This window comes from Kiritimatiella glycovorans (genome assembly GCF_001017655.1).
GTDB lineage: Bacteria > Verrucomicrobiota > Kiritimatiellia > Kiritimatiellales > Kiritimatiellaceae > Kiritimatiella > Kiritimatiella glycovorans.
Genome location: NZ_CP010904.1, coordinates 2,224,831 through 2,244,709 on the forward strand (window position 1 = coordinate 2,224,831; position 19,879 = coordinate 2,244,709).

Below are 19,879 nucleotides of genomic sequence, written 5' to 3' on the forward strand. Positions count from 1 at the left end.
TGAGAGGAGCCACCATGAAAATGAAAAGAGGATCGCGGACGGTCACACTGGTGAAGTTTGTGCTGGTCGGCGCATGCCTGCTCGCAGCCGGACAGGCGGCCCGTGCCCTGACCGATGAGCTGTTCGCCTTCGACAACGGTCTGCAGGATATCAAGGGGCTGGAGGCCAAGGCACAGACGCTGAAGGAATTGGGCTATTCGGGCATAGGCTGGCGTCCCAACGGCGAGACCGCGGCTATGCTGAAGGTGCTGGACCGGCACGACCTGAAGATGGTCAGCACCTATGTAAGTCTGCGCGTCGGGGCCGACCCCCTGCCCCTGAGTGACCGGATCAAAAACGAGCTGCGCGCTCTGGAAGGCCGGGACACGATCGTGTGGCTGACGCTGCTCAGCGGAGAAGGCGGCACGGATGAGTCGGCCGTCGCCATGGTTCGGGAAGTGGCGAAGATCTCGGAGGAAGTGGGACTGGAGGTGGCGCTCTACCCGCACGCCGGCTGTCATGTGGAAACGGTCGAGGACGCGCTGCGGATGGCGGACGAGGTGGACCGCCCGAATGTCGGCGTCTCGTTCAACCTCTGCCATTTCCTCAAAACCGGATCGGACCAGAACCTGAAGGCGGTCCTCCGGAAAGCGGCGCCGCAACTGCGGATCGTGTCCATCAACGGCGCGGACCGCGGGGACACGCACGCGATGGGGTGGGCCCGGCTCATTCAACCGCTCGGAGAGGGAACGTTCCCGGTCGAGCGCCTGCTGGCCGCGCTGGACGAGGTCGGCTATGAGGGTCCCATCGGCCTGCAGTGCTTCAACGTGCCCGGGGAAGACCGCGAACATCTGCGCCGTTCGATAAGGTCCTGGCGCCGCCTGATCGCCCCCTGGAATCGGGACGCCCTGTTTTCCAGGGCCGCGGAATCGGAGTACGGCCAGAGCCGCGCCGCGCTGGCCCGGATCGTCGAACTGATCACGGACGCGCCCGCGGACCGGCAGCGGGAGTTTGAAACGCACAGCGTCGCGCTCCTGGAGGATCCCGACGCTTCGTGCCGCAGCAAACGAACGGTCTGTCACCTCCTGAGCCGGATCGGTACGGCGGAGTCTGTGCCGGCGCTGGCCGCCCTGCTCACCGATCCGCAGCTCTCCCATGACGCCCGCTACGCCCTGCAGGCGCTGGCCTGTCCCGAGGCCGATCGCGCTCTGACGACGGCACTGGATCGCGTCCCGGCGCCCCTCACGACCGGGGTGGCGGCGTCGCTGGGCACCCGCCGCGTCGAGGCCGCCGTTCCCGTCCTGGCGCAGCGGCTGAGCGACGACGGGGGCGATCCGGCGCTGCGCCATGCGGTCCTGACCGCGCTCGGGCGAATCGCGTCGGACCGCGCCCTCGCCGTCCTGCGCGAGGAGTTCGCGCGGACGCCGTCCGGGCCGGTCGGCCACGCCCTGATTCTATGCGCGGACACGCTGACCGCGGACGATCGGCGGGAGATGGCCGCGGAGCTGTGTCTCCATCTCTGGCGGGAGGCGCCCTCGCCCCTCTGCCGGGCCGCGGCTCTGCGCTCGCTGGCGCACTGCGCCCCCGACCCGGCGGCGGAACGGGTTGCCGAAGCGCTGCGGGACCCCGCAAGGCCCGTACGGGAGGCGGGCGTGGCCCTCGTCTCCGGGCTGCCGGTGAAAGCCACCCTGCACGCGGCCACGGAAGCCCTGCCTTCCGTACCGGACCGGCTTAAGGTCCGGCTGCTCACGGCCCTGCGCGAGCGCGGCGACCCCGCTGCCCGGCCGGCCGTGCTGGCCATACTGGATCACAACCACGACGACGTGAGGCTGGCCGCCCTGCGGACGATGGAAACGATCGGGGCGCCCGAAGATACCGGCCGGCTCCTCGAGATAGCCCTGTCCGGCGACGGCGACGTGAGCAAGGCGGCCGGACGCGCGCTGGCGCGTCTGCCCGGACGCGACGTGAGCCGTCGGCTGGCCGAGGCCTTCCGTCGCGCGGATGTAGAGCGGCAGCCCGGGATCTGCAGCCTCCTGGCCGCGCGGAACGATCCCGCCGACCGGCCCCTGTTCCGCACATGGATCCGCCACCCCTCCCCGGAGGTGGCCCGGTACGCGGGACAGGCGCTGGGACGTCTGGGCGAGGCGTCGGATCTGGACCTCCTGTTCGGCATGCCGGGCAGCCCGGACTTTCCCGGAACGTCGCGTCCGGCCGTGGAAGCCGCCGTGATGTCCATCGCAGAGCGCCTGCCGGCGGATGAGGCCGCGCAACGCGTACGGGACGGCCTCGACAAAAGCGGACCGGAGGAGCGGGCGATGCGCCTCAGGATCCTGGCCGAAATCGGGGGCGAGGCATCCCTGGAGGCCGTCGTGCAGGCGAGCCGCAACGAGGACGATCGGGTGCGGGACGCGGCCGTGCGCGCGCTGTGTGCCTGGAAACGACCGGAGGCCCTGAACCCGCTGCTGAAGATCGCGGCGGACACGGACAGCCTGACGCATCATGTACTCGCCCTGCGCGCCTGCCACCGGCTGCTGCAGAACAACCCCGAACCGGCCGGGGAACGGCGGAGCGAAGTGGTGGAGGCCGCGGCGGCGATCGCGCGCCGGGAGCAGGAAAAGAAACTGTTCACCTCCCTCGTCGTCGAAATCCACGACCTGCAGGTCCGCTCCCCGCGCACGTGGCGCGTGCATCCCGCCGGACTGGTTCCAGGGGCGGTGTGGACGAGTGACCGTGATTACACCTTTGTGAAAGTGCCCGACGGCGTATGGGGACACACGTATCTCGAGGGGGTCATGCAGGACCGCGCCATCGGCGGGGACGAACCGTTTATACGCTTCCGCATTGAGACCCCGGCCACCGTGTACGTCGCCTACGATCACCGCTGCACCGATCTTCCGGACTGGCTGGCCGACTGGGAAAACACCGGCGAACGCCTGACCTCCACCAGTACGCCCTCGGACCTGATTCTCTACCGTAAAAGGTTCCCGGCCGGACCCGTAGCCCTCGGTTCCCCGGCCGCGCCGGGAACGCATGCCGTCTACGTGGTCGCCGTGGTCCGGCAGGAGATCTGAGCAGGACACAACGAAAAGGTGAGAACATACATGAAAAGACCACATTTACTCCGTTCGCTTATTACGGGAATGGCCTTCCAGATCGCACTCATCCCCTCTCTGCTGAGGGGTGCCGATCGGCCCAATGTGCTCGTTATCATCAGTGACGATCAGGGATGGGCGGACATCGGCTACAACAATCCGAAGGTCTACACACCGAATCTCGATACCCTGGCCCGGACAGGGGTAACCTTTATCAACCATTACGTCATGCCGCAGTGCACCCCTACCCGTGTGGCCTTACTGACGGGACGATATCCCGGACGCTTCGGCACTCAGGCTCTGCAGGCCCACAACGGCCCCGCGTTTCCCATTGGCACCCCTACGATCGCGAGCATGTTTAAGCAATCCGGCTATGCCACCTTCTTATGCGGAAAATGGCACCTTGGTTGTTCCCCGAAGCATGGACCCAATTTCCACGGGTTTGACCACAGCTACGGATCGCTCGCCGGCGCCATAGGGATGTATGACCACCGCTATCGCGAGGGACCGCTCAGTGACACCTGGCATCGCGACCATCAGCTCATAGAAGGACACGAGAACGGGGTTCATGCGACAGATCTGGTTACCCGGGAGGCGGTAGACATTATTGAGAAGAAACGTGATAAGCCTTTCTTCCTGTATCTTGCCTTCCATGCCGTTCATACCCCGCTGGATGAACGGGGACCGTTTGTCGATCAGCCCACGAAACCGGACCCGAATAATCCCAACCGCTGGATCAACGAAGACAGGATCAAGTGGTTCAACGATCCCGAGGGCAGGATACAAAGCGAACCGGATCCCGAGAAACGCCTCCTGCTGGCAGCCGCTTATCACCTCGACCATGCGATTGGCGAAATCGTCGATGCTCTTGAGCGCAGCGGAAAAAGAGAAAACACTCTGATACTCTTTTCGTCCGACAACGGCCCCCAGGTCAACTGGGGAGGGAACGCCTATCCGGACGATCTTAAGCTGACCGATTTTAACCAGCCCCTTCCCATGAAAGGCAAGAAGCTCGACGTCTGGGAAGGCGGCATCCATGTGCCCGCCTTTGCCAACTGGCCGGGCAGGATATCTCCCGGAGAGCTTACGGACTACGTACACATCATCGACTGGTTTCCTACATTGGCCTCGATCATGGATTATCAACCGGAAGAGTCCATACCGTGGGACGGCATCGATATTTCAGAGGCTATATTTGCCGACGAACCCCTTGAAAGCCGGGATCTCTACTGGATCTGGAACCGACGGATCAATCGATGGGCTTTGCGCTATGGTGACTGGAAGATCGTGAAATACGGACGGGATGAACCCACCCATGCCGGCGCATGGCAGCTCTTCAACCTCAAGAACGATCCGAAAGAAAAGAACAACGTGGCCGCCACCCACCCTGAAGTCGTGGAAACCCTGCACAAGCGCTTTCTGGTGCAGCGAAGCAAGGATCTGCAGAAGCATAAATGATGAGGCGCGGCACCACTCGCACGGTCAACATATCGAATCCGCATCCGCTGAAAGGATCGGATTCACCATGACCTGAGTTCCCCATGGAGACCCCCGGGGGAGTATCGTACGCGTACGCGTACTCGAATTGCTTGAATCGGGGTGAAGGCAGGGATCAGCAGTTCTCATTATGGCCCCATTCCGACCGCGGACGGCGTGGCAGCCGTCCCTCCCGAGTCGATATCCGACGCATTTTCGGGCACTGGGAGGGTCGGGTGCCACCCCGACCGAAAAGGGTGAAGCCATAATGAGAATCGCTGGGCAGGGACGGACCTCCGGGCCGTCCGCAAAAGAGCGGCGCGCTCGGAGAGCACGCCCTACCCAAGAGGTGCAAGCCGAACCCGTGCGGGAAGGTAGGGACGGACCTCCGGGCCGTCCGCCGTGTGCGTACGCGTACTCAGCAAAGCGCTACGCCTTCACCCATACGGGGGTGGACCAGGCGCGTTCGCCGTTGTCCTGTTCGACGCGCACGTAATAGAAGTGTTCGCCGGGGCCGGGATCGTCGTCGAACTCGAACTCGACGACGCCGTTCTCACTGCGTTCGCGCCTGATCTCCTCGTTGTCGCGGAGGAACACGACATCCATACCGCCGTCGCGGCCGGCCACCTCACCCGCGAGTCGGCATCTCCCGCCCGATTCCGTCTCCTGCCCCATCGGGGTGCCGTTGACGCTGAAATCGAGGTAGATCCGGTCGAACGTGGTGGCGTAGACGCTGCGGTTCCACAGCGCGTCCCAGATCGATTCCCGGTCGAGCCGCGGCGCGACGAAGGCGGTCATGCCGTTCTTGGTCACCATCCATTCGCAGCGTCCCGGACGCGAGACGTGGGTGTCCGAGCAGGCGATCACGCCCGTGCGGATGCCCTGCGCGAGCCCCGCCTGGAGCGTTTTATCCGGATCGAGGTTGGGAAGACTGCGCGGATTGCCCGCGTACTCGGCGGTTCCGTGGCACGAATAGACCTCGGCGAACCGGCAGGAGCGCGGATCCCATTCGCCCCAGGGATAGGTCTTCTCGCCGCGGTCGTAGGCGAAATGATGCGGCCCGGCGGCCATCACGGGCCCGCCGCGATTATACTGCTCCCACGCGAGTTTCAGGCATCCCCCGTATTTCGGCGTGTAGTACTCCGAGTGGGGCGCCTCCACGGTCCGGTGATAGAAGTTGATGTGGTCGAAGTGCGTCCCGGCCTCCTCGGCGAGCAGCGTCACGTAACGGCCCGGCTCATAGAAATCACGCACGATCTGCTGCGTCCCCGGCCAGTCGTAGTGCCAGTGATCCGACAGCGCGCAGACGTCGAGATTGGCCTCGTCGCGCCCGAAGCGGTAGTATTCCTCCATCGTGCCGCAGCCGTCGGAGACGCGCGTATGACCGTGGATGTCCCCGAACCAGATCCGGTTCGCGGGCGGGTCGTTGAAGACGCGGATCGGCTCGCCGCGTCCCTCGAGTCCGCCGCCGCGCAGCCGCAGGCGGTGCGGACCCTCGTCGCGCAGCTCGATCCGGATGCGCGCCATCCCGCGCCGCAGCCGCACGCCGCGCCTGAGGACCGATCCGTCCTCGTCGCGCACCTCCACCTCTTTTTCGAAATCGACGGCGGTGTTGTAGAAGGCGTCCTCGGCGCGCACGAGCAGTTCGAACGGCTCGCCGCGGACCTGCACCATCGGGGCCGTAGCGATCAGGTGATCCGCCGCGGCGGGCTCGATATCCCGCGCCGGATACTCGCCGATTCCCTCGAACACGCCGTCGGCGTCCGAGTCGGTGGCGACAAAGAACTCGTGGTTCGGGTCGGCGGTACTGGGCACGCGCGCCTTATGGCGATTCGCGCCGAAGATCACGCGCACCTTTTCGCCCTCGCGCAGGGCGCGGCCGCTGATTTTTGTCTGGATGCACTGGTGATAGATCAGCGGCGTGGAGCCCGACCAGTCCATCGCCGGCGGTCCGCCGGGGGCGCGGTGCATCGATTCGTTCGGCGCCCATCCGTACCAGTGGTTTTCAAGCTTCACGCCGTCCGGCCCCTCGACGCCGATATAATTCGGGGCGTCGGGGTTATCGACCTGAAATTTCGAGATATGACCGGTGCGGGTGTTCCAGAGCGCGGCGTGGTGGACGCCGACCCAGATCCCGCCGCCGACCGGGATGCCGCCCGCGCCGACGGCGACCTCGACGACCACGCGGGTTTTCGTCCCGGCCACGAGCCGGTCCGGCTCGAGGATGCGCGCCGATCCCGCGCCGCTCCCGTCGTAGGCGCGGGTGACAAAGGGCGTCAGGCCGGTCGCACCGGCGGCGACGCCGAGCTGAGCGATAAATCCTCTGCGGTTCTGTTTCATGACGGTTCTCCCTGTCAGTTTCTTCAGACGGGGCGGTTCGGCTGCATACCCGAACCGCCGCAATAACGGCGCGCTCAGCCTGTCCGCCGAAGGCATCAAGGCCGAAGGCGGAGAGAGCACGCCCTACCTTTTCGCCGCGAGCATCGTCTCGAGCCGCTCCACGGTCTCTGCATACTCCGGGTGATCCACTACATTGTGGTGTTCTTCGGGGTCGTTCTTATGATCGTAAAGCGCCCGGCCGCCCTCCCGTCCGGTCCACTCGCAGTAGCGCCAGCGTTCGGTGCGCACCGACCACAGGTTGCGGCCGAACTGTGTATAGGCCGCACCGCTCCATTCATCCCAAGCCATCGTCGGCTCACGCAGCAGCGGCACCAGATTTCGACCTTCGAGTCCCTCCGGCCGTTCAAATCCGGCCATGCGGGCGAGCGTCGGGTAGAGATCGAGGAATTCCACGACGCGGTGACAGGTCCGGCCGGCGGTGGGCATGCCGGGATAGGCGATCATCAGCGGCGAGCGCGCGGACCGCTCGAAGACCGTGGTCTTGCCCCACCAGTCCTTCTCCCAGCAGTGGTACCCGTGATCGCCCAGGAACACGACGATCGTGTCCTCTTCGAGGCCGAGTTCGCGGAGGCGGTCGAGGACCTGGCCCACGGAGTCGTCCACATACGATATGCAGGCGTAGTACGCGCGGAGCAGCTCCTTCTTCTCGACCGTCGTGAGCTGTTCGTAGGCCTGCCCCCACTGCCCGATCGGGAACGCGCCGGCGGGCGGGTCGTCGGCGTCGGCGGGTTCTTCGGGAAGACGCAGCTTTTCGACGGGGTAGGGTTCGAAGAACCGCTGCGGCGCGAAATAGGGGTTGTGAGGCCGAATGAAGCCGCAGGCGAGGAAGAACGGTTCTTCCTTCTGCGCGCATACGTCGAGCTGATCCAGGGTATGACGCAAAATGCTGTCGTCGTACGTATCGCCCTCCGTGACCTCCTTCCAGAGACACCACCCGAGCTGGTGCTCGTGATTGCGGGTGGGGTTGTCGAACGGACCTTTCGTACTGCGCAGCTCGTCGAGCCACCACTCGGCGGCAAAATCCCAGCTCTTCGGATCCTTCTCGCCGACGTGGAACGTTTTGCCGATCGTGGCGGTATAGTAGCCCTGTTCGCGGAAGAACTGCGGAAGGCTGACCACGTCGGGGTTCAGGTCGCGGAAGTTGTCCTTGTTGTTGACGACCCCCAGCGTCTCCGGCCGCAGGCCGGTCAGGAACGACGCCCGGCTGGGATTGCAGACGGAGAACTGACAGTAGGCGTGGTGGAAACGGACGCCGCGCCGGGCCAGCGCGTCAAGGTTCGGGGTCTGCACGATCGGGTGTCCGTAACAGCCGATATCGGTGTTGAGGTCGTCCGAGATGAGAAAGAGGACGTTTTTACGCCCGCCCTCCGCCTTCGCCGTCAATCCCGCCGCCGGTCCCGCGGCCGCGATCCCCGCGCCCGCCGCGGCCATCCGCAGAAAATCCCGCCGGCCCAGTCTCGTCTCAGCACCGTGATTCCGCCGCATCTCATCCTCCTCTCATAACCGTTTCATTATGATCCCCCCGTCCCCGGAGTCAACGGGAAATTGCTATCGTTTGCACGCCTTCCGGCAGGATGCGGGGATAGACCATGAAGAACATGAAGGGCATGAAGATTGGTTTGGGGGAGGCGAAGGCGGGCTTGCGGGCCTGCTACGAACGTTCTTTTTCCTTCATACGGTACTGGCGCGGGGTCATCCCGAAACGCTGCCGGAAGATGCGGTGAAGATACTCGGGCGTGTTGAATCCCGATACGGCGGCGATATCGGAGACCGAATAACTCGTCTCGCGCAGCAGCTGGCACACGCGGTTGACCCGCAACCGCATCAGCTCGCCGTGAATGGTCTGGTTCAGACGGGCCTTGAAGCAGCGCTGCAGCGAGCGGCGCGAGGTCCCCGAAGCCTCTACGATGTCCTCGACGCTCAGGTCGCGATGGAAGTTGGCGTGGAGGTAGCGCAGCGCACGCACCATGCAGGGATCGTTGATCGCGAAAATGTCGCTGCTCTGGCGTACGGTAATGCCCCGGTGCGGGATGGTGATGATCCTGCGCGCGGAGGGCTCCCCGCTCATCAGCCGGTCCAGCTCGGCCGCCGCCCGCCTCCCCAGCTCTTCGAGGTCGTGATTGATGCTCGACAGGGGCACCGCGGCCGTCGGGCAGATCAGCGGATGATTGTCGGTGCCGAGTACGGCCACTTCATGCGGAACCTGAATGCCGCCGGAGACACAGGCATCGAGAAGATCGGCCGCCTGAACGTCGTTGTAGACATACGCCGCACACGGCAGGGCGGCGACCGCCAGCTCGTCGTGGATCCATGCCTCCAGCTTCTCCCACGGAGGGGTCCGGGTGCCGAACTGCGCATCGACGACCAGCCGTCGACAGTTGAACCCATGACGCGCCAGCTCCGCCGTGTAGCCCTCACAACGTTTACGGGCGGGGGCATGGTCCCGCGCCGAGAACCAGAGAAAGCTCCTGAATCCGCGATCAAGAAAATGGAGCGCGGCCTCGCGTCCCATCGCCTCGTTGTCGCCGGTCAGGTGCGGCATTGCCAGACGATCGCGGATGATCGACAGATCGACCTTCGGAACGCGGCGACGAAGCACCGCGCCGGTCAGGGGATCGTCCGGATCCAGCACCGCCACGATCCCGTCACACCCCCGCCTGCGGATGGGACCGGGGTCCGTTCCGAAGAGATTGGTCAGGTGCCAGCGGTTCCCGCTCGCATACTGAGCCACCCCGCGATGGACGCGCATGTTGTACCGCTCGCCCATCACCAGCAGAACCCGCCGATGCCTGATCAGTCTGTCCATGGCCGGCCATGCTGCCCGACTATGGCGCGATTGTACATACTTTTTTGGCAGAATTTACATCTAGGAATTAACCTCAGAGCAGATCACACTGACCGACGTCTTAATGGGAAATCGATTGCTCGCGCTTTCAGCGCATGAGCAATGGACGGGGGAGAGGTAAACCAAGCAAAGGGAGAAAGAACGATGAAGATACTGAGAATCATGTTTGTGTTTGTATTGACGCTTGCGCTCGGCGCCACGGCGTGGGCCACGGATTACACCTGGGACGGTACCGGCGACGGTACGACCTTTGATGACGCGGGAAACTGGTCTCCGGCGGGGTCCGCATTCACCACGAATGATCATTATACAGTAGACGACGGATCGGCCGTCAGCGTCACCGGAACACTGGATATCCAGTCCTTCTTTTTGGCTGGAAACGACGGAAGCATGACCATCGAGGAGGGAGCGTCGGTCTCCATCAACAAGAGCGCAGAAACTCATATTGATTCGAGCTCTACGCTGACGATTGACGGGACGCTCTCGACGGGCGCCTATCGTTACGACCTTCGGGGGAACGGCGGTACGCTCAACATTATCGTCAATGGAACCCTGGACAGCGAACCCGCCAACAACCTGATGAGCACGGGATGCAATATGCTCATCGATGTCCATGGATCCATGGACTTTGGGGTAGGTCCAATGGGCCGCGTAGCCGGGGGCGGTCAGCGGGATCACACCATCAGCATTTTCACCAACGGCGTAGTGACCATGCAGAGGGACCTCCAACTCCAGGCCACGAATGGTCATACCGCCTCGGTCCGTCTGATCGGGGGGGATCTGGATATGGGTACGCTGAGTTACCTCTATGGCGACCTTAACCTCTCGGACGAGGATAACGGGATCATCTTTCAGTCCGCCGAATCCTCCGTGTTCATGGACGGGGACCAGACGAACACCGTTCAGGGCTGGATCGACGACGGCGCGCTCTCGTCGACGGTCGGGGACCTCCAGGTCCGATACGATGCGGGCAGCGACCTCACGACCGTCATCCCCGAACCGGCGACGATCGGTCTGCTCGGCGCGGCGATGGGCGGCCTGATGCTGCTCCGTCGGCGCATTCGATAGCCCGGCGACGCAGCGGAGCGTTCCATTCATACCCGGCATGGAAACATGCCGGGGTCTTTGTACACGGATAAGTACATTATCGCGGCAGGGAGAGGTCTCATGAAATCATTCAGCGCGCGGCTGGTTTGCATGCTGCTGCTTTCCGTGGCGGTCATACCGGCGGGGGCGGCGCCGTACAGCTGGGACGGCGGAGGCGACGGCACAAGCTTCGGCGATGCGGGGAACTGGAATCCGGCGGGGTCGTCGTTCACCACGGGAGACGATTACGCGATCGGCGACGGATCGTCCGTGAACGTCACCGGGACGGTGGAGGTCGGGTCCATCCGGCTGTACGGAAGCGAAGGGAGCCTGACCATTGAAGAAGGCGCGGCGCTCTCCATCGCCGACTCGACCAGCGGGACGATCTCCCAGATCGATGCGTCTTCGACGGTGACGATCGACGGGACGCTCTCGACCGGTTCGCAGCGTTACGATATCCGCGGACAGTCGGGTACGGTCAAGATCGCCGTCAACGGAACCTGGGACGCAGCCCCCGCCAACAACGGGATTACCGACGACGCCAACGTGCTCTTCGAGGTCAACGGCTCCATGGATTTCGGGATCCGCCACAGCTTCGGCCGCGTAGCCGGGGGCGGTCAGCGGGATCATCGCATCAGCATCTACCCCGGCGGCACCGTCACGATGCAGCAACCCCTTTCGCTGCAGGCCGCCCACGGTCATACCGCCTCCATCCGCCTGACGGGAGGGACGCTCGATATGGGCGGCGAGACCTACGAATACGAGAAGCTGGATCTCTCGGACGAGGATAACGGGATCATCTTCCGGGATGCCGACTCGACCCTCCGGTTGAGCGGCGATCGGAGGGATCGCGTTCAGGCCTGGATCGACGACGGCGCCCTCCGCTCGGAGGTGGGCTCGCTTACGAGCCGATACGATCCCGCCGGGAACACGACGACCGTACTGCCCTCCGCGGCGGCCCCTGCGGCCCCTGCTGAGCCGGCGGAGCAGCCCGCCCGTCCAACGCAAGCCGCCGCGAAGGGGCGTGTCCGCATCCATGCCGACACGCCGTGGATCGTTCCTGACGCCTATCGCCGGCAGGTCACCGTCGGCAACGAGCCCGTCATGCGGGCGCTGGAAGACGTGAAGCGCGACTGGTACAAGGTGTTCGGTCACCGCCCCGTCGTACGGCCCCGGGCGCCGCAGAACTGGGACGGTCCGATGATCGTCTTCGGCGTAACCCCGGACGGAGACCTCCCCCGGGGGCCCGAGAGTTTCGCCCTGCGCGTGCAAAGAGATTCCGGCGGGCCGCGCATCCTCGTCAACGGAAACGACACCCGCGGACTCATCTTTGCCGCCTATGCCCTCTCGGAAGAAATCCTCGGTGTGAACCCGTGGTATTTCTGGACCGGTCACGAACCCGAGGCGCGGCGGCATATCGACGTCCCGGCCACGCTGAACGAGACGTTCGGCCCTCCGACCTTCCGTTACCGCGGATTCTTCATCAACGACGAGGATCTGCTCGGCCGTTACTCGCCCGATCCGCTGCGCGAGACCGTCTATTCGCTCGACATGCTCGACCGCATCTGCGAGACGATTCTGCGCCTGCGGGGCAACATGATCGTGCCGGGCACCTTCAACTTTCCCGACGAACGCTGCTGGGAATTCGCCTCCCGCCGAGGTCTGGCGCTGAACATGCACCATATTTCCGTGGTGGGACTGCTCACCTGGCGCTGGCCTGAGGATGTGCCCTATTCCTACCGCAAGCATCCGGAGATTATGGAGCGCTACTGGCGCCAGTGTATCTCCGCCTTCGAGGGCTTTGAAACGGTCTGGACCGTCGGATACCGCGGCAAACATGATCGTCCTTTCTGGGAATATGAGACGGAGGTCAAAACCGCAGAGGAACGGGGAGCCGTCATCACGGAGGCCATGGCCCGCCAGGTGGAACTCATCCGCGAGGTGGACCCGGACGGCATGATCATAGCCAACCTCTGGGAGGAAGGCAGTCAGCTCATGCACGAGGGGCACGTGACACTGCCGGAGGGCGTGGTGCGGGTCTGGGCCGACAACGGCGGCGGGGTCATCGACGACGACGGTGCCGCCCGGGCCGGAGACGGCATCTACTATCACACCGCCATGATGGGGAGTATGCGCAACCAGCTGACCGAGCTGGTTACCCCGAGCCGGATCTACCGGGAACTCGGCCGCTTCGCGCGGGCCGGGGGCACGAGTTACCTGCTGGTCAACGTCAGCGACGTTAAACCGGTCCCGCTCTCCACCGAATGCGCGATGCGCTTCGCGTGGAACGCCGATCCCTACCTGGACCGGACGGACGAGCAGAACGGGGACGCGTATCTGCTCGAGTGGAGCCGGCGCGAGTTCGGGGAGGAAGTGGCGGAGGAAATTGCGGAGGTCTATGAAGGCTACTTCAATATTCCTTACAAGCGCAAACCACCCCACCGCGGCGCCAACGCCAATCACACCGTTCTCAGGCGCCAGCTCGACGGCCCCGCCGCGCCTCTGCTGGCCGCGGGCGAACCCCTAACAAAAGAGATCCTCGCGAATGCGGAGGAACTGCGGGCCTTTGCCGCATCCAATATCGCCTACGTGAAAAAACTGGCGGCCGAAGCCGAGCCGATTCTCGATCGGTTGCCCGAGCCGCGGCGCGCATTTTATCAGGAGCATGTGCTCGCCCAGATCCAGTTCCATCTCCAGGGCCTCATCATGCTGGAACAATACTGCCTGGCGCTGGAGGCGTACGATCGGAACGACACCGCCCGCGCCGTCGCCTGCGCCGAACAGGCGCTCGCGGCGTGCGAGAGGATTATCGAATCCATGCATGAGGCCGAATCGGGCCGCTGGACGACCTGGTATTACGGCGACGGCAAGGTGAACGTCGAGGACAGCCGCGACCGGATACGGGTATTGCTGGCCCGGCTGAATGGCGAGCCTCCGCCTCCGACGCGGCCGCGCAGACAGCATATCTTCGACTACCAGGAGCAGGAGAGGTTCGAGGGCAACTTCCCCTACCTGTACCCGCACTGCGACGGGAAACGCGTGATCGAGTAGGTCCGACCGCCTCTGCTCACAGACCCGCAGCGGGCCGCGAGGTGCGGACGCGTGATCGCACGCGCCTCGCGGTTCTTCAAATCCACTCCGGAAAACACCCCCGACCCCTGAGTTCAACATTGGGAGACCCGGGGGAATATCGTACTCGTACTGAACCCGCGCCTGAAGGCAGGGATTCTGCTGGACAGCAGAAGGCCGTCCGCCGTGTGCGTACTCGTACGCGTAATCGGTCCCTGCCTTTTCTACTCCTGAGAAGGAACCTCATCGGAGCAAGGCCCGCCATCCACTAAAAATCCTGCTCGTAGTAGCGCCTGGCCTGCCCCCGGCAGGCCAGGCGCGTGAAGATAACGGCCCTGGCCCTGCTTCGCAGGCCTGCGGGCCTACTACGAACGTAAGAGAGCGCGCACGATCTCTTTGCCTGCGCTCTTCTCATTCATCTTTGCGATCTCTGCGCCTTGGCGAGAGTCATGTCTTGTGTTTTTTGTCAGCGGCGGCACTCCGTCCGCTGAAGTGACTTCAATCCGTTTTTCTCTCGCCAAGCCGCCAAGGTCGCCAAGGAATTTCTTCCTTCGAGGGGGGCACGATTTATTTGCCTACGCTGTCCTCATCCATCTTTGCGATCTCTGCGAGAGACCTTTCTTGTGTTTTCGACCACGGATTACACCGGGGACACGGATGGGATCGCGCCTGCGGCGGTCCGAGTACGAGTACGAATTATGTTCACCCCTTCATGCTCTTCATGTCCTTCATGGTGAATCCCATTCTCTCTCCCCACGATCGCGATTCTACGCTCCCCCTGATCTTCCGCACCCCCCCTTTTTTTGGCGCAAATGTGCATTATTTTATTTTTGAAGGTTAATTATGCATGCAGACTGAAGTCGGACTAATATGCATAGCATATACGAGGGTAATTCACAGCGGCAAGACTTGTGGATTGCGAAATGCAGAAAACAGACAGGGAGGAGAGCGATGACAGGTACAGGTTTATTCAGGCCCATGCTCGCCCTTATCGTCACGGGGCTGATTACGGGAGCGGCGCATGCCGGCCTCATTACCAACATCACTGAAGGATTCGAGTATACCAATACTACGGAGCTTTACGACGCGGGATGGTCACACCTCTATGGCGACCAGGGGGACATGGTTATGGCGGACGAGAACGTCAACAACCGCCTGCCTCGCTCCGGTACGTACTGCCTGCTCGCACCCTCGAACCATCAACCCAATATCGTGCAGAAGACGTACTTTGCCGGCGGAGTCACCAACGCGACGGTAGAGTTCTACCTGATGCACCGGAATATCAGTTACCTGAATTCAGCCGACAGCTGGATGCGCCTCTACGCGGATGACGGCACTTATATGTACCTGAAGATCAACTCGAGCAACGGAAGCCTGATTTACGATCTCAATGGCGCGGGTGATGTCACGGCTCCCGACGACGTTACGGACCACGATTCCAACGGCGGACTCTGGAACAAATTTACGTTCGAGTATGATTCCGAGGGCACCTGCGTGATGTCACTGAACGATGATGTTCAGTTCACGAACGCAAACGCCAAAAACTTCAGCAAAATCGCCCTCGGAAAATCCTGGAACGATGATTTGCGAGGACGCCAGTCAGCCTACGATGATCTGAGCATTTCGGTCATTCCCGAACCGGCCGCCCTGGGACTGATGGGGCTGGGCGTCGCGGCGCTGCTTCTCCGCAGAGTGCGATCTTAAAGGATCGAGACGCGCGGCGTGCTCGGTGAATCTGCCGTAGAGCGGCTCTTCGAGTCGCTCTTTTTTGCTCCCTGCGCGTGTTGACCCGCGCCGGGACCGATACTAAAGCGGGGCGACGCCCCCTTCAGTTTACAGAAGAGATCGGAACATGCATGCCCTACAGAAACGATCCGTCAGACTTACAGGCCTCATACTGCTGCTGTCGACCGCCGCCGCGGGGGCGCAGTCGTCCTCCCGCCTTACCGACTTTTCCTGGGCGCCGGAACCGGGCGGCGACTGGCGGGTCGAGGACGAAACCCTGACCGGCAAAGACCGTCCGCTGACGGCGGACGTGGATGCGCACGACTACGTTTTTCGGGGAGAGGCCCGCTGTATCGAGCGGGACGGGGTGGCGCAGATCTGGCTCTCATTCCGCTACCGCGACCCCTGGAACCGTTACGCGGTGGCGCTGCGCGGCGGACTCATGGACGACCTGATTCTGTACCGCTACCGGGAATCGGACGGCTCCAGCCCCGATATCCACCTCGGACACTTCGCGCCGCTGGGTTTTGACCTCAAGCCCGGACAATGGATTCCGTTTGAGATCCGGGTCGTCGGCCCCTCCATCACCATCAGGGCGGGGGATGTCGCCGAACCCCAGATGGTCTTCGAGGATACCGGGGGGCTCACCCGCGGCGGCATCGCCGTCGGCGGCAGCTGGCACCGCTGTGAATTCCGGGATCTCTCGATCGAACCCGTCGAACCCCGCACTGCGGGCCGGTTCTCAGACGAGGCGATCCGGATCAATTTCGTCACCCCGACCAACCCCGCCGCCTCCGGCGATCTCGTATCCGACGGAAGTGCCTTCAACGAAGCCGCGGGGCTGGGCTGGAACCGGGATGTCCGGCGGTACACGCGCGCTCGAAAGGACCGCGAGGACGTGCCCGCGGAACAGTTGTCGGGGGTGTGCGTGGCCCACGGTCTGGATCGCGCGACGTTTCGCTATCGGCTTGAAAACGGCCGCTACTGGGTGACCCCCGTGCTGGGCGACGTGGAGTATCCCTCCCGCGCGGAGGTGCGAATAGACGAGCAGCGCGTGCTGGAACAGGAACTGGCGCGCAACGAGTTCCTGCGGCGGGGGTTCCCGGTCGAGGTCACGAACGGGGAACTCGCGCTGACCTTCGTGTCCAACCACCCCGACGGTCAACAGGGGCTGTTCCTGTCCGAATTGATTATCGAACCCTGGAAGGACGTCGGGGAAGATAAGCTCGCCTCAAAAGAGGAGAAAGCCGCTGCGGAGCGGCGTCGGCTGAAACAGCAGCAGGAGAAACGGCTTCGCCGGCGTCAAGGCTACCGCGCTCGGAGCATGGACGCCGACACCCTGACCCTCGACGGCGACTGGCTGTTTCTGCCGGGGCGGGAGACCGGAGAGGCGGACCGGCCGCAGGCGCCGGCCGAAGCCGACGAGGACTGGCATGTGGTGGACGTGCCCGCCTTTCTCAATCCGATCTCCTTCTGGTGTCTGACCGGAAACCGCGGACAGGCCTACGGATTCAGGCATCACGAGATGCGGCGCGTCGAAGACCTCACCTTCGACGTCCGCGACCTGCAGTCCGGCTGGTATCGCCAGTGGTTCGAACTCCCGGAAGGAGGATCCGGGGACGGGCTGATCGCGGAGTTCGACGCGGCGGCCATGAACGCCGCCGTTTACTGCAACGGCGAGCCGGTGACCCGGCACTCCGGAATGTTCGGGCGTTTTGAGGCGGACCTCACGCCCTTCGTGCAGTGGGGCCGAACCAATCTGCTGGCGGTCTACGTCTCCAGCAACACCCGCCAGTTCAGCCGGGAGGTGGACACGGTGGCGGTCTCCGTGGAGGTGACCGAGGATATGCTCAAGTCTCTTCCCCGCGGGTTCTACCATCCCGCCTACGACGGCATGGGGCGCCGGGTGACGGACCGCCCGATCGGCCTCTGGCAGCCCGTACGCCTGAAGCGGGTATCGCGCCGCGTCCGGCTGGAGGATCTCTTCTTCAAACCGCGCACCGACGGGGCGGACCTGCAGCTCGACCTGCGCAACACCGGCCGCTCGCGCGAATCCCTGCAGATCGAAGCCGAAGTGGCCGGCCGGACCTTCACGCGCAGCACGGAGGTGGAGCCCGATCAGACCCGGAGAGTGACGCTTTCTCTCGATCCGGACGGCATCGAGCCGTGGTTCCCCCACGACCCGAATCTGTATACCTTGAAAACGACCGTCCGCGCCCTCCGTGACGGATCGGTCCTGGCGCAGGACACCCGGGAGGTCGGCTTCCGGACGATCGAGGTGGAGGGCACGCAGATCCATATGAACGGACGACCCTACTGGCTGGGCGGCGCAAACATGGGACCGCTGGCCTACCGTCCGAACGACGCCGCACTGGCCCGGCGCTTTCTGAAGCACATGCACGAGGCCAACCAGCGCATTATGCGCTCGCACGGCTTCCCGCCGACCGAAACCTGGGCCCGGGCCGCCGACCGGTACGGGGTGGGCCTCTCATCGGAAGGCGTCTGGCCCTGGCTGATGATCCGCAACTCCGAGATCCCGGACCGGGCCCTGCTCGATCAACACAAGCGGGAGACGATCGAGATCATCAAACGGCTGCGGAATCATCCCGGCATCCTCGTGTGGACCGTAGGGAACGAGCAATACTTCATGGATGATCGCGATCCCGAGCGGAAGAAAAAGAAGTGGGCGTACTTCCAGGAACTGCTCGACCTCTACCGCACGTACGACGGCACCCGTCCGGTCATCCTCACCTCCGGGTACGTAGCCCACCCGGGACAGGCCGAATACGTCGAGGCGCACGGATTCGATGACGGCGATCTGGCCGACCCGCACCTCTACAGCGGATGGTACACGCCCAGCGTGTTCTCCGATCAGTACGCGGAAGGACGCTACCTTCCGGCCACCCGCAAGCCGATCCTCAGCCAGGAGGCCTCGACCGGCTATCCGAACGACGATACGGGCACCTCCGAGCTGCACTACATCAAGCTCTTCGTCCCGCAGATCTGGGTGGGCGACGATGCGTTTCCCGACCGGAACCCGGACCGCTTTCTGCGTCACCAGGCCGTGGTGACCAAGGAGTGGATCGAAGACGTACGGCGCACCCGCCGAACGGCGGGATGGATGATGTTCAGCAACTTCAACTGGTTCCGCAACGCCTGGTCGGCGGAACACCTGGCCCCCTACCCCGTCCAAGAGTACACCCGCAGCGCCTACGCGGACGTGCTGATCTCCGCCCGCTTCCGTAACCGCCACGTCTACGCGGGGAACGGGATCCGGGGCGAACTGGTGGTCGTCAACGACTCCAACCGCTTCCGGGACCTCTCCCGGCTGACCTGCACCATGGAGCTCCGCGACGCCGGAGGGCGGCGGCTGGGACGCCGCCGGTTCGAGCTGCCCGACTGTCCCTACTTCCGGAAAAGTACCGCTGAATTCTCCTTCCCGATCGCCCGCGACCGGGAAACCGACCGCGGCCCCTGCCGGCTCGAACTGTCCCTGCGCAGCGGCGACCGGATTGTGGCACGAAACCACTACCGCATACTCGTGGGCCCGAAACGCATCGACCGGCCCTTTGAAGGGCAGCGAAGGGAGCTGGTCGTGCTGCAGAACAGCCCCCTGAACGAGTATCTCAACCGCCGCGGGATCCGGTTCCGAACCGGCATGAAATCCACCGCCCATCACCAGGGTCCCCGGCTGGATCCGCAGAAGGACGTGATGCTCATCAGCGGACCCCCGGCGCCGCGGCACGACACCAACCGCGGACGGATTCTGGACTATTTCGTGCGCACGGGCGGCCGCCTCGTTCTCCTGGAAACCGGTGACGCGGCCGACCTGTTTCCGGACGACGGCATTCTCAAATATATCCCCCGCAACGTGGAACAGGCTAATATCGAGGAGACGGAGCATCCCCTCTACAAGGGCCTGCGCCACGGCGATCTGAAATGGTGGAACTCGGAGTGGTCGGGGCCGAAGGTCGCCCTCGGCACCTATGAACTGGAATGGGACGCGCCGAACCTGGTCCCGCTCGCGGAAGACATCCGCACGCACGCCTATGGATGGAAGGGACCCAAGACCTATCCGTGTTTCCTGTACAGGTCGGGCGAAGGCGAAGCACTCGTCTGCGAACTGCGCGCATCCGCGTGGAAAACCGATCCGCTGGCGGAACGTCTGCTGTCCAACCTGCTGGACTGGGCGCTGAAGTAATGCCGA

At 63.8% G+C, this 19,879-nt stretch carries 9 protein-coding genes; 6 read left to right on the forward strand and 3 right to left on the reverse strand.

The features are described from left to right. Positions 1 to 14: 14 nt before the first annotated feature. A complete protein-coding gene (locus L21SP4_RS09400; protein ID WP_052882416.1) occupies positions 15 to 3,050 on the forward strand; it encodes a HEAT repeat domain-containing protein in 3,036 nt (1,011 codons plus the stop codon). Between the two features lie 30 nt (positions 3,051 to 3,080). Then, positions 3,081 to 4,529 (forward strand): sulfatase family protein, encoded by a 1,449-nt coding sequence (locus L21SP4_RS09405; RefSeq protein ID WP_082116667.1) that lies wholly within the window; start codon positions 3,081 to 3,083, stop codon positions 4,527 to 4,529. A gap of 447 nt (positions 4,530 to 4,976) precedes the next feature. Here the strand turns inward: L21SP4_RS09405 and L21SP4_RS09410 are convergent, their stop codons facing one another. The 3 genes from L21SP4_RS09410 to L21SP4_RS09420 all read right to left on the reverse strand — a co-directional run bounded on the left by L21SP4_RS09410 (position 4,977) and on the right by L21SP4_RS09420 (position 9,753). Beyond that, positions 4,977 to 6,887, reverse strand: a complete 1,911-nt coding sequence (locus L21SP4_RS09410) for a CehA/McbA family metallohydrolase domain-containing protein (RefSeq protein ID WP_052882418.1) — start codon at positions 6,885 to 6,887, stop codon at positions 4,977 to 4,979. A gap of 123 nt (positions 6,888 to 7,010) precedes the next feature. After that, on the reverse strand, positions 7,011 to 8,432 hold the full coding sequence (locus L21SP4_RS09415) for a sulfatase (RefSeq protein ID WP_052882419.1): 1,422 nt from the start codon (positions 8,430 to 8,432) through the stop codon (positions 7,011 to 7,013). A 166-nt stretch (positions 8,433 to 8,598) separates the two neighbouring features. Next, positions 8,599 to 9,753: an AraC family transcriptional regulator gene (locus L21SP4_RS09420; RefSeq protein ID WP_052882420.1), complete on the reverse strand. Its 1,155-nt coding sequence runs from the start codon at positions 9,751 to 9,753 to the stop codon at positions 8,599 to 8,601. Between the two features lie 183 nt (positions 9,754 to 9,936). On the opposite strand from L21SP4_RS09420, the gene L21SP4_RS09425 reads away from it, so the two are divergent. The 4 genes from L21SP4_RS09425 to L21SP4_RS09440 all read left to right on the forward strand — a co-directional run bounded on the left by L21SP4_RS09425 (position 9,937) and on the right by L21SP4_RS09440 (position 19,873). Further along, a complete protein-coding gene (locus L21SP4_RS09425) occupies positions 9,937 to 10,860 on the forward strand; it encodes a PEP-CTERM sorting domain-containing protein (RefSeq protein ID WP_160300780.1) in 924 nt (307 codons plus the stop codon). Positions 10,861 to 10,959: 99 nt separating this feature from the next. Next, entirely contained in the window at positions 10,960 to 13,929 is a 2,970-nt protein-coding gene (locus L21SP4_RS09430; protein ID WP_052882422.1) for a glycosyl hydrolase 115 family protein, read from the forward strand. A gap of 969 nt (positions 13,930 to 14,898) precedes the next feature. After that, positions 14,899 to 15,651: a PEP-CTERM sorting domain-containing protein gene (locus L21SP4_RS09435; RefSeq protein ID WP_160300782.1), complete on the forward strand. Its 753-nt coding sequence runs from the start codon at positions 14,899 to 14,901 to the stop codon at positions 15,649 to 15,651. A gap of 148 nt (positions 15,652 to 15,799) precedes the next feature. Beyond that, entirely contained in the window at positions 15,800 to 19,873 is a 4,074-nt protein-coding gene (locus L21SP4_RS09440) for a glycoside hydrolase family 2 protein (protein WP_052882424.1), read from the forward strand. The last annotated feature ends 6 nt before the right edge of the window (positions 19,874 to 19,879 follow it).

Coding starts and splice junctions, on each gene's coding strand:
- L21SP4_RS09400 (WP_052882416.1), top strand. CDS start 15: ATGAAAATGAAAAGAGGATCGCGGACGGTCACACTGGTGAAGTTTGTG.
- L21SP4_RS09430 (WP_052882422.1), top strand. CDS start 10,960: ATGAAATCATTCAGCGCGCGGCTGGTTTGCATGCTGCTGCTTTCCGTG.
- L21SP4_RS09420 (WP_052882420.1), bottom strand. CDS start 9,753: ATGGACAGACTGATCAGGCATCGGCGGGTTCTGCTGGTGATGGGCGAG.
- L21SP4_RS09405 (WP_082116667.1), top strand. CDS start 3,081: ATGAAAAGACCACATTTACTCCGTTCGCTTATTACGGGAATGGCCTTC.
- L21SP4_RS09415 (WP_052882419.1), bottom strand. CDS start 8,432: ATGCGGCGGAATCACGGTGCTGAGACGAGACTGGGCCGGCGGGATTTT.
- L21SP4_RS09425 (WP_160300780.1), top strand. CDS start 9,937: ATGAAGATACTGAGAATCATGTTTGTGTTTGTATTGACGCTTGCGCTC.
- L21SP4_RS09410 (WP_052882418.1), bottom strand. CDS start 6,887: ATGAAACAGAACCGCAGAGGATTTATCGCTCAGCTCGGCGTCGCCGCC.
- L21SP4_RS09440 (WP_052882424.1), top strand. CDS start 15,800: ATGCATGCCCTACAGAAACGATCCGTCAGACTTACAGGCCTCATACTG.
- L21SP4_RS09435 (WP_160300782.1), top strand. CDS start 14,899: ATGACAGGTACAGGTTTATTCAGGCCCATGCTCGCCCTTATCGTCACG.